Raw genomic sequence first — 12,378 nt, forward strand, 5'->3', positions numbered from 1 at the left:
GAAAAGCAGTTTAACTAGTTGTTAAACTGCTGGATTGCTTCTTTTATATAGTTTTCTTCTTTGGTTGTGAAGAGAGCCGGGAATTCGGATAGTGGAAGGTCTGATTTTTGGATTATATCCTCTATATCACTTTGAGTTATATCAAGATAGTTCGTTACTCCTTCTATTAAATTGAAAAATTCCTTCAAAGTAACTTGAACGTCATGATGACTCGGATCCTTCTCTTCTTCCTTATACTTTTTCAACTTCCCTATCACATCCATAAAACGCCGATCAAACTTTTCTTTTAATTCCTTATTATTATAAAACGCTTGAATACTCTCCGTTGAAAAGTGTTCCTCTAACCATTCTTTATTTTCTTTCTCCCATATGAAGGTTTGCAAAAACGAAGAAAACAAAGCGACATCCACTCGTTCTTCCTTTTGAAACTTCTTCGTCATCTCATCCATATGCGAAAGCACCTTCGCAATTCTTTCTTGCTCTGCCAAAAGCAATTCCCTTTGAAAATGCATTTGTCTTAAAAAATCTTCAGTCTCTACATTCCGCTGTAATATAATATTTTGAATTTCCCCAAGCGAAAAACCGAGATGCTTAAACGATTGAATTTGCTGTAGCACATACAAATCATCTTTTGTATATAACCGATGACCTCCCTCAGTATAATCGCTTGGCTTTAATAAATTAATCTTGTCATAATAACGAAGCGTCCGCACCGTAACATCCCCAATACTTGCAAACTCACTAATCATCCACGCCATAACATCACCTACTCCGCTAACTTCTCTCTCACATACTGAAGCATACGAGAAAAACTCATCTCATTCTGCCGACAATATTGAAATAAACCTATAACAAGCAATAAAAAAGGAATATTCCTTCTATAACGATTTTCATACTCACTAATACCATCATAAAAGTACTCATACATTCTTTTTCGTAAAACAATATAAATCGCAATAAACAACACTGCAACCATAACAAAAAATTGCTTTCCCTTTACCTCCACTTCTTGTTTCATCACCTATTCTCCTTCCAACGCGTACTTATCTTCTTTAAATAACGGAATTCGAATGAAATAACGATACGGTTCATCACGTATTACTTTCCACGCAACAATGATCACTTGAACTACCTCAAAGATAAATCCAAAACAAAACATCACTAATACGCGTACTAATATTAAATAGAAGAAAGATTAACAAATGAAAGTTGAACGCCTTTCGGCAATGATATTTGTACACTTCGTTTTTCCATGCCAGCGTGATGTACATGAGAAGTGGTGAAAAGATTCCTATTATGGCTGAGAGTAGTAGCATGATGATGGTGTTTCTTTTTTCTTTTGTGGTGGTTTTCATGGTTGGTTTTGTCCCCCCTTTTTGATTTATCTTCTTTAGGTTAGGGGGTGACGTTGGGGGAGGTGCAAGAAAGAAACTATAATTAGTTCTGAAAAGATAGACACAATGAAATATCTTACATACTCCATTGTGTCTATTTACCTGATAAAAAACTGATTATCTATCAAAAAACATTTGAAATAAATACTCCAACCAAAATAACATACATGTAATAAATATCCCAAACACTACATTTTCATTAAATTTCTTAAAAATAGCGTTCCATTTAACAACAATATGTTGATTCACAACACACCAATAGAAGAGAAATAAGATTGAGATACTATTCAAAAGAATCATAAAATCCCCCCCTCTTCCCCCTTTCATTTTTATGATTCACCTATTGTATCTCCGCTAAATTAAAAGATCAACCGTATACAGACTCTTTAAATACTAAGAATTTATCTAGTCACGAATTCCCCTCACCTTACTCTCTATGAAAGTCACTTAAAAATTTTAAAAGCCTTGGCAAGGAGGACCTCCTATTATTTCTAGCTTTCAACATGATTAACAATACAAAAACCACCTCAAACAAATATACCGTTCAAGGTGGTTTTCTAAAACTTACATATCACTATTAAATTATTACTTCAATCTATCCTGCAACGCACTAATATTAATAATCACAGGACTCCCCGACTTCAACGTACCATCCTTCTGTAACATTGGTCCCGAAGTGATACATTGGCCTTTCTTCAATGTTGCAAGTCGCTTTTCCCATTCTTTTCGCATAGCTGAATCTTGAGCAAGGTTTGATGCAATGGCACTAATCTCATTTTCTGGTGGCATGAAATACACTTTTTGACTTGAATTCTGTAGTCGTGAAATTTCATCTGTTGTAAATTGCCCTTTTAATGATTGTGTTGCATACCAACCTGACCAACCAAATTTTCTTCCTTCAGTTAAAATTTTGGCACTCGGTGATTTTTCTCTATGATCCAGATTTTGCGCTTCATCTAATATAACTGGGAATGGTTTATTTTTATCTCCGTGATGCAATTGGTAGTTCCAAATATCCCACAAGATAAACTCTGTAATCATAAGCTGTACATCTCTATTAAAGCCTGTTAATTGTACAATAAACACTTTACCTTTTTGGTTCAGTATATCTCCCCAATTATATACAGCATTATGATTAAATGGATTCTTATCAATAAATGGCTTAATTTGTGACCTTGCTGTTTTAGCCGGTCCTGAAGTATCTTCTTCCAACTCTGCTAATAAGTAATTTAAATTCATATCCTCGCCATATTTATCTAAACCACGCATTACCGCTTCATATATAGCGTTTTGTTGCTGGATACCTAAATCTTTATATACAGCAGAAAATACACTTTTAATTCTTTCAGCAACATCTGTATTATCTTCATCGATATAAATTCCTTCATCCAATTCTTTTTGATTTCTTCTAAATGGATTTATTGGGAATTTGTCTTTTGCTACTAGGAATTGTTCAACATTATCTTGCAGTTTCTCTTTAAATTCCGGTTCTAACTTAGAATTCTTAAATCCATCTGTATAGTCAAATATCATACTAGAAATTCCATTTTGCGCCAGTTCAAGAAGCAGACATTGAATGAAATAACTCTTACCTTGCCCTGATTTACCCGAGATTAAAATATGTCTATTTGCTAACTCTGGGTTTCCGAATTCCCAATATATTTCTTGAGTCGATCCCTCTACTGTCCCTAACAAAACGCGGATGTCCTTTAATTCTTTTGTTTCTTTTTCTTCTACTACTTCTTGAGAAGGAGGTACAGTTGAAACTACTTTATTGCTAGAACCTTTTAACTCTTGATTGGGGTCATGATTCTTATTCAATAATCTATCTGGATTAATATCAGTTCCACCAGAATGGATTTTCATTTTGAGTGCCTCAATTTCTTCGACTACTCCTTCATATCCATCCTCTTCGGTTAATTCCACTAATAAAATATCTTCTTCAATTTTAACAGATCTCCATGCTTGTTCCTTTTTGAATGATAAAATTGCTCCTTTTCCGATTTTATCATCCAAATGTCCGCTCATTTCATACTCATCATTTAATAATCTTTTCTTTAGTTCTTCAATTTTCTCATAAGATTTTTCTGGCCAAATGTTATTTGCAATAAATTTCTCTGCATTCGCTAGCAGTAACTGCACAAAGAAGTTTCGGAAAAATTTATGTTTAAATACATGTAAACCATCTTCACTTGTTTTAGAAAGTTGCGTATCAAATAGTTGCTTAGTAGCATTAATTTGCTCTTTTGCTTTTGCAATAGCACTGTCTTGATTTAAGCCGATTTTCACTTCCACTGGATAGTAATGCACTGATAATTTATCATCTTGCATTTCTACTCCGATTAACAGTAAATCGTCACTATGTGCACCTTTTCCGCCTAGATTTTTTGCAGAGAATACCCCTTCACTTTTCGTTAATTTTACCGCTCCAGCAACACGCAATATTTCTTCTAATGAGATAGGAACCCATAAAATATTCTCATGATCTAAAGCACTTAATATATACTTCACAGCTGAAATAATACTTAACTTTTCTCTTGAGAATTGTCCCTTACTTCCTATAATTCTTAGCAACCACTCACCATTTAGACTATTGAAAGCTCTAATAGCTGTATTAATTTTTTCAGGTGTCGATACAATTTCTTTTTCTGCTAAATACTGTTCAATAACCGCTCGGTATTGTCTCGCTTTATCCGTCACTGTAATTGCATCATACTGGCTTGATGAAGAATATTGATCACTATAGTGAATGACCAATAAATTACGTGATGAATCTTGGAAGAAATCTAAACCTACATTAGGTTCAATAAATGTTACCCAATAAGAAGATTCATATAAATGTTCTAGAACTTGTTCATCATAAGTAGATGTTCTCGTAACAATTGTTTCATTCTTACGGTAAGGGTTTGTACCATCATTATTTAAATTACTTCCTAATTCATTCATTCCTATAGCAGTTCGAATTAATAAATCTTCATTATTCAATACATTTTTTAATCCAAATCCTGTACGATAATCTACTTCTGTACTAATAGATGATAGGGATGATAACATTCCATTTAAAGATAATCCTGTTTCAATATCTTCCATTGTACTTTTCGCATGCTTCTCATTTGAAATCATTTTATAGAATGAAATATGAGCGTAACCATATTCTTTCGTACCAATAAGTTTATAATAGAAAACATTTTCTCGAATTAGCCTTAATACGTCTACAGCATCAAGATTCTTTGATGTTAACGATAATTCAAAGAACTCCTCGAATTTTTGAACATCATCATATATAGAAAATTTTTCAAAAGCACTTAGTATATTACCCTCATGATATAAAGCAACCTCTACTGGTATAATTTTGGACGGCCCTTTTTTATCTATCTGCTTCTTAATAAACTGTACTAAACCTCTTACAACTTCTTTATCATTATTTATATTAATCACATTGATTCGTATCGGAGACTTAGATTCTTGTAAAAATAAGTATTGGAAATGTTCCACAAATTGTTGAAGCTTTTCTTCAACTACATTAGCTAAAAACGCATTAGATTCTCCAATCGCAACCTTATGAAGCGGTTCATAAACAGTCCATTCAGGCGCTTCATTTTGAGAAACTGGCCTATACAATTCATCATTCTGTCCATATATATATGGCAATAGATTGTTAGGATGCAAACGATTTAAAATATGCATTTCAACTATTTCGTTTTTAATTTCATCATTAATACTTAACTGATAGGCAACATTAAGAGGATGCAACGGTGTCAGTATGACTCTTTGTTCCTCTTCAATAACTCCCAATTTAAACAGATTCTTTTCTTCTTCTTTTAACATTACATTTTCTTGTATATGAGCAACGCTTTCGTTAAAAGCTTTCAAGTATCTTATAGATAGCTCTCTTAATTGATCATCCGCAAAACAAAGACTAGGAAGCGTATTATTAAATTTATAGTAATTTAATAATTGTTGGTACGCCTCTCTCAATGATGGGTTCATTGATAATTCAACCTTATTTAGGCCTGATACTCCTCTAACTGCAAAAGCGATTTCATTTTCAATCCATACTCTCTCATCTTGTAAATAATTTCGGAATCCTTCTCGTGCTGAAAATTCCCTTGCACCTTGTTTTAATTTATTTGTATCAAGGTTATATTCAAAGCTTTCTTGATGTTCTCTTTTTAATTTCCATATCCTTTCTCCTGATACTGGAACAGTCTTTGCAACTTGCTCTCTAATAAGAATAGGAATTAAAGATGTTTCAATTTGAACAGAAAACGATAAACTATCATCATTCCATGCAGGGGAAGATTCAGAGACTTCAAAACTTCCACCTTGCCAATTTATAATCTGCGCATCTTCCTCAATAAATACTTCTTCTGGGTCATTAGAAATATCTCCAAAAACAATACATTCTTCAGCTTTATTCATAACTACATTTTTCTTATTCACATTCACTTCATAAATTGTTTGAAGTGATTGTAAAAACGCGGCTTCACATTCTACAACAGCAATATGAAATTCATATTTCGACTTAGATTGCATTTTATGCGTATATACAGCTTTATGGAATGAAGTCACATTTTGCTTATGCGCTAAACTAACAGTTAGCTTTTTCCCAGATACTCCACAAAAACCCTGTGAATTTTTATGAATGTATTCCCTCTTTAACTTTTCTTCAAATTCAAAGTTTAGGTTGATATTTTCTATCTGTGTAGGATTAAAAACAATAATATGACGTTTACGTCTCCCAGCCTTTGTCTCAGCTTGTGCCTTTTCCCAATATAATAAACCTTCTTTTGAATATTTCTTTGCTGATTCAATATATTCTAAAGGGCGATCTATTTCAGTCATTTTGTCGTAAGAATCTTTAATAAGAACATAATCCGCTTGCTGCCAATCTTCCTTCTTTAGACGAGACACACCTTTTTCATCGAATAATTTTTCTAATTGACTCTCTAAATGCTCATACTCGTGCATATGTTGTACTTTCTCAAAAAATGAAGCATTTTCTTCTAGCCTTTTTTTCATTTGAGCTGAAGTAAATTGATTTAAATTTTCATCATAAAAAATCCCTAGATTAGAATAATCTTCTCTCGCAATCTCTTGTTTTGATAAAAATCCAAGAATTTCTTCATAATCCCAAAGAGATGGTCGCACAATTGTATCATCTAATTTTTTACGTAAATAAAATGAAAGTACTTCCTTCTCCTCTTTATTTAGAGAAGAAGTTTCAATCTCTTCTTTTAATGTTTTTAAAATTGATTTCACATTAAATGGCATGCCCTCTTTTTGTAAATCACTGCTACCACCCTTAATACTGTCCAGTGTCTCATGACATATACTAAGTAAAGCTGTTTTCTCCCAAACATCCTTTTGTTCACCGACTTCATTACGAAGTGTTACTAAAAAGTCCGGAGTAACATTTGCCGATGTAGTCGCAACAACTACTTTCATTTCCTCTGAAACCTTAATAGCAATCGTTTCGTATGGAGTTCCTTGCTTATGCTGGTAATAAAACGCCTGCGATAAATCTTGTTCTTTTAATGTGTCATAAAATGCTTGCACTTGTTCATGATTATCAAATTGAAGGTAAAATCGCTCTCCACCTCTAAGATTTTCCGCTTCTAAATAATTTATTAGTTTATCTGAAAGATAATTATAAAATTGGTTTAACATACTGTGCATCACCGCTATCACTTTTTTTGTCTATTAAATTCAGCTTATCAAATAACTGTACAATTTCTTCTTTTGAGTACCGATCAAAGAATAGGCCTCTAGCCTCTAAATCTATGAATACTTGCTTCAAAGGTTTTCTTTCCTTTTTTAAACTCAATGCTGTTAGTAGCAACAACATATCTTGACTAATATTAAGCATATAACCAAGTGAACCTCGAGTTTTTAAGAAATATTTTTTTCCAACCTCTTCTATTGATAAAGAATATCTATGTCGAGGTCCTTGCATCGTATCTTTTTCATAGGCTTCTTCTATACTACGGAATAAGGATTGTACAAGCGTATCATATTCTAATTCTAAATTTCCTTCATAAGCCCCAAGACCTAAATGTCCTCTATATTCCATAACCCAATCACAAAGCATCTCTAAAAATACTTTTTTATCCTCATCTGATAATTGCTGATATGTTTCCTTTAATTCAGGATAGCCACCTGCTTTTTCTACTCCCATTAGGAAATTTAAATGTTCTAAGCAATTAATATGTAGTAGTAAATGTCTACCTGTATCTTTAATCATTTGATAACCATGAGTATAACCTTTTCTATTCTTACTCGTAGACTCCCAGTCAAGTGTAAAATAAACTTCATTGTTCTCACTAAAGTTCGCTTTCCCAACTTGTGAAAGCTTTAAAGTCAATTGAGTAATATATATAAAGTAATAATAACTAAGAAACAAATGATAATGCGTTCTAAAATAATCTTTATGTTCCGCTAAAAATTGAAAATCTTCTTTGAATAGCTTTGAGATAAATGGAATTTGATTAATATACGGACGGCGTTCTTTTTCGTCGCTCTCCAAATGATTTAATTGTTTTAACACAAGACGTGACATTAAATCTGTTGAATCGCTTTTTCCAAAAATCTCTTCTACTGTTTCTTTTTCACCTAATAAGACGTCTAAAAGGAATCTAGCAATATCTTGTTCTCCTTTTTTATCAGCCTTATCACTTAATGGTAAATATTGAAACAAATGCAAATGAAAAATTTTAATTGTATTGTCACTATCCTGCAGAAAGGTACGTAGTATTTGTTCAAATTGCGACTTATCTTGCTTTGATACATCGACAGATTTACTAATCTCTCCAATAAGTTCTTCTAGATTAACTTCCATTTTTAACCTATTTCCGCTGACTAGACGCGTAAACTCTCCTAATACTCCCTGAAACCCTTTTGCGAATTTTGCCCGCTCTGTTCCTCGGGTAGAGAAAGGTAACAGAGGAGCTTTTTTATTTATTGTATGTTTTAATCCTAACTTTTCTGGTTTAATACTCAGCGAGTTTTTCAAATCCTCTAAATTCTCTCTTACAATCATTTTCTAATCCCTTCTAAACGTAAATTCTTCAAAATCTTCGTCGTATGTTAGTCTAAACATTCCATTTTCATTAGATTGAACAAACAATAATTCTTTTTCTCTATTTCCTAATTTCATTATCTTATCCACAAATTCAACGAACTGAATGCAATCTTCTTTATCCTTTTTATTCGGACGATAACCTTTTGAAAGTTTGACCATCATTTCATATAATGGATAATCAATTTCTAAATATACAGGCGCTACTTTATCCTCATTGGAAAAAGCAAGTAATATATTTAATTTAAATCGATTTAAAACCTCTGGTTCTACCCCTTTCAAATGTCCTACAAACGGCTTAATTTTAAGAGACTGTGCAACCTGAGTAGTATCATTTGAGTAATCCATAAATACATAATCTGACTTCGGACTTCCGTTCCATAAGAAAATTGATTTTCTCGCTAAATTATACATATCTTTTAAATCAGATCGATTTCCTTTATTAAAGGCATATAAATATTCCATATATTTTTTATAATTTTCATCCCCAAATATTTCATTTAAAACCGGAGATAAAAATAATGACATACGTATTAATGTTTTATTGAATACCTGTCTAGATGAATCACTTAGCTCAAAGAAAGAACCCATTTCTTCTAGCCCTTCTATCCATCCATCAAGTCCATGTAAATTCAAATGCTTTTGGAAAGTATTCTTCATATTTACTGAATTGTTTAGCTCAATTAGCATTTGGTCTACACTATTTGATCGTAGATGAATAGGATCCATTTTAGAAATAACTGCTAGTAAATTTGATTTTTCTTGACCATCAAATAATAAATTCGGTAATAAGGCTTCGGTTTTTTCCATCATACCTGCCCCAAGAAAATCTTCATTCCCATGAGAAGGTACTAAAATATCATAAATAAAATTAAGCATGGAACGTGTCGAAATAATCATCTTATGCTTAACTATTGCTTCAATTAATATACTTAAAACACCATCTCGTATTTGTTGTTGTTGCAATAACTCATAATTCACCATAAAGAATCCATTTATACCACGTTGCTTATCCTTCAAATAAGCTTGATAGAATGGATTGTTTTCTGACTCAACCACAATTCGCTTTAAAATTGATGAAAAGTAATCTGATTTTGGCCCTTCACTAGTTAATTCAAAAGGTTGATAATCACTAAAGCTAATTAAGTGAAAATTACCGCTTTGTTGATTAGTAGCAACTTCATTTGCCTCAAATATTCCAGATTCCTCAATAAATTTTGTTAAAATTCGGTAGTTCTCTTTTGCATAATCTGATTCAATAAAGTTATGCAGAACTCCTAGGTTAATAGCTAAAATTAGCTTGAATCTAGAACCATCAATCTCACTATCACTATATGGCTTTAATACTTCCGCTAATGTATCAAGGGAACTCTTTTGTGGATCAAAACTTTCCGTAGCATCATTATGCACCGAAAACTCTTCCATCAATTCAGGATATTTATTTTTCACATACGATAATAAATGTGATTTCCCATCTCCAACGCTACCACACAAGAAAATTAATTGACTTGTATTTTGCCCAGCTGCTGCTGTTAGAGCAGACATCATATCGTTCTGTATCGTTCTTTCAACATGTAAATAATCCTTAAACGAACTAAATTCATTAGGATTTTCGATAGCCTCTTGAGATGATTCTTTCAGCTTCGAGAGTTCTGCTAGTAAATAGCTCTCTCCTTCTCCTAAAATAAAATCATCATACACAAAATTGTTATCTGCTTCTTCTTCGTTATCCACAGACTGTTTATCTTCAATTTCTAACCCTACCGCAATCTCAGCGTTATTTATTTCTGTTAATTCCTCAGTTTGATTTGATTTATTTTGTTTATTTGCAATCTCAATTAGCATTTTTAACTTTTCTTCTAAACTAGCAGATATCTTTTCTTCTAATTTCTCCACAATATGTACACTACTCTTCGGCTGTGGATGTTTGTATTTCGGGGCAACAAACTCATAACTCCCGTATACCTCCATAAACCATACTGCAATTTGGAATAGATTTTTATGCATTTTGAAAGCACTCTCTACCCCACTTTCAATATGTTCATGTGCCGCTTTATTTCCTAAATAGCGAACAGTATCAAATGCACGTGAAATTTCCTTTGATAAGATATCTTCTCTTTCTAATTTTTGAATACGCTCTACTTGCTTTAAGTATTGTACGTCGTGCAGTTCATGTTCTTCCGCAATGCGTTTTGATAATAGCTCTGCAAATATTCTTCCCTTAATTAAAACCGATTGGGGATCTTGATAAAAAATATTTTCAATATCTCTCCCCATCTCCACTAACTCGGGGAATACCTCTTGTAGAAAATCAAATGTATATTTCTCCAATGATGTAACACCTCTTAATCTAAAAATACGTTTCGAATATATTCCATATTATACAATATCTATAGAAGAATTGTTGGTATTAAGAAAAAAGGAAATTAGTGGTTTTTTTATTCATAATAAAATTAAACAGTTCCCACTACTCCATTCTTACTTTTAAAAGATTACATAAAAAATAACCTGAGTCTTTAACTATAGAACCCAGGTTATCCAACACTATATACTTTTAAGTTTTTCACAAAAACATGCTACATTTACTTTCTAAAATAAACTTAACTGTACAACACTATCCATCTTCTCTTCTTCTTTGTTAATCTCTAAAATCCTTTGACCCATTCGCTCCACCAAATCAACCACTAAAGCATTTCCCATGCAAAAGTACCTGTTTCTTTTTGGCATACCTGTATTCGTCCAATCCATCGGAAATCCATTTAATAACTCACATTCAACTGGTGTTAAGTATCTTAGTTTTTTTGTGTAAGGATCTTCAATTACATGAGAACTTCTATTACAAGTCCCTTCACTTGTTAACATTGTACGTCCAGGTTTATTTAAATCATCAGGGAAAGCCATTCCTCCCTCGGCATAGAAATATTTATGACCTGTCGCCTTTGATACCCTTTCTTCCTTTTTAGGCCCTTTAAGGTACTTAAGTTCCTCAAATTCCGTTCTTCCCTTTTTGTTAACCTTATCCATTTTCAAGTAATATGATTCATCTGCAGGACCAAATTTATCATATACTTTCTGAACAACCTCACCTAAAGTCTCTGGATTTTCCGTTACCGGAACTAATTCTTCGGTATATACTTGTCCATCTATCATCACGCCAGAATTATAGTATTCAGCTTTAAATGTATCAGAAACCTCAATAATATCGACTGGCAACTCAAATTGCCCTCTTTTTTTGTTTTCTTTAGGCGCTTCATGCACATTAAAAATCGGAGCGAAAAATCCATTTTCACATAATATCTCTAACGACTTCATTTCACTTTGAACTGATGCAAAATGAGATTCTTTTAAGTACGCGAAAATAAATACTCTTCGTCTTCTTTGTGAATTCCCATAATCCGCAGCGTTAATAACTCGCCATTCCACCGAGTACCCTGCATCTCTAAAGCTCGCCAGCATAATAGAAAAATCACGACCTCTTTGTTTTGCTGGTGATTTCAATAATCTATCTACATTCTCTAACAAAACAAATCTTGGCTTGCGAGAATTAACTATGTTCATTATCTCCCAAAAAAGAACACCTTTTTTCCCTTGTATTCCTTTTTCATTTGATATTGTGCGTGCTACTGAATAATCTTGACATGGAAAGCCACCTACCAATAAATCATGCTCAGGTATTTCTGGCCAAACCTCTGCTATATCTTTATTTTCATGTATTCCTTTATTTTCAAATTGAGTGATATAACAATCAAATGCATGTTGCGCTTTAGTTAAAGGCTCCCACTGATTTCCCCAAATAATATCAAAATTCTCGTTCGCTTCAAGTCCTAACCTAAAACCCCCCACTCCCGCAAAAAGTTCTACTACTTTCACCATAAATACACGAACATCCCTTCGGTGTTTTATTTC

Annotated in this window: 6 protein-coding genes and 1 pseudogene; all 7 read right to left on the minus strand. The window is 32.8% G+C overall.

The annotated features are described in order from the left end of the window. Window positions 1-14: 14 nt before the first annotated feature. Window positions 15-758 carry a MerR family transcriptional regulator gene (locus H6481_RS06100; RefSeq protein WP_023521294.1) on the minus strand — a complete coding sequence of 248 codons (744 nt, stop codon included), beginning with the start codon at window positions 756-758 and terminating at the stop codon, window positions 15-17. Between the two features lie 8 nt (window positions 759-766). Next, complete coding sequence (locus H6481_RS06105) at window positions 767-1,018, minus strand: hypothetical protein (RefSeq protein ID WP_023521293.1); 252 nt, start codon at window positions 1,016-1,018, stop codon at window positions 767-769. 3 nt (window positions 1,019-1,021) lie between these two features. After that, window positions 1,022-1,355, minus strand: a pseudogene (locus H6481_RS28710) (DUF4870 domain-containing protein). 624 nt (window positions 1,356-1,979) lie between these two features. Next, the gene (gene dptH / locus H6481_RS06110; RefSeq protein WP_097984552.1) at window positions 1,980-7,064 is read right to left on the minus strand and encodes a DNA phosphorothioation-dependent restriction protein DptH; all 5,085 of its coding nucleotides are present in this window, start codon (window positions 7,062-7,064) and stop codon (window positions 1,980-1,982) included. Beyond that, the gene (dptG, locus tag H6481_RS06115; RefSeq protein ID WP_182811207.1) at window positions 7,045-8,433 is read right to left on the minus strand and encodes a DNA phosphorothioation-dependent restriction protein DptG; all 1,389 of its coding nucleotides are present in this window, start codon (window positions 8,431-8,433) and stop codon (window positions 7,045-7,047) included. The genes dptH and dptG overlap by 20 nt, the downstream gene beginning before the upstream one ends. A 3-nt stretch (window positions 8,434-8,436) precedes the next feature. Next, window positions 8,437-10,803: a DNA phosphorothioation-dependent restriction protein DptF gene (gene dptF, locus H6481_RS06120; RefSeq protein ID WP_109737133.1), complete on the minus strand. Its 2,367-nt coding sequence runs from the start codon at window positions 10,801-10,803 to the stop codon at window positions 8,437-8,439. Window positions 10,804-11,061: 258 nt separating this feature from the next. Continuing rightward, window positions 11,062-12,345 (minus strand): DNA (cytosine-5-)-methyltransferase, encoded by a 1,284-nt coding sequence (gene dcm / locus H6481_RS06125; RefSeq protein ID WP_097984156.1) that lies wholly within the window; start codon window positions 12,343-12,345, stop codon window positions 11,062-11,064. Between the last annotated feature and the right edge of the window lie 33 nt (window positions 12,346-12,378).

It is taken from the genome of Bacillus sp. ME78 (genome assembly GCF_903970865.1).
Lineage (GTDB): Bacteria > Bacillota > Bacilli > Bacillales > Bacillaceae_G > Bacillus_A > Bacillus_A cereus.

Excerpts from the sequence above, each read along its gene's own strand:
- H6481_RS06100 (WP_023521294.1), bottom strand. The coding sequence starts at position 758 with ATGGCGTGGATGATTAGTGAGTTTGCAAGTATTGGGGATGTTACGGTG.
- H6481_RS06105 (WP_023521293.1), bottom strand. The coding sequence starts at position 1,018 with ATGAAACAAGAAGTGGAGGTAAAGGGAAAGCAATTTTTTGTTATGGTT.
- dptH (WP_097984552.1), bottom strand. The coding sequence starts at position 7,064 with ATGTTAAACCAATTTTATAATTATCTTTCAGATAAACTAATAAATTAT.
- dptG (WP_182811207.1), bottom strand. The coding sequence starts at position 8,433 with ATGATTGTAAGAGAGAATTTAGAGGATTTGAAAAACTCGCTGAGTATT.
- dcm (WP_097984156.1), bottom strand. The coding sequence starts at position 12,345 with ATGGTGAAAGTAGTAGAACTTTTTGCGGGAGTGGGGGGTTTTAGGTTA.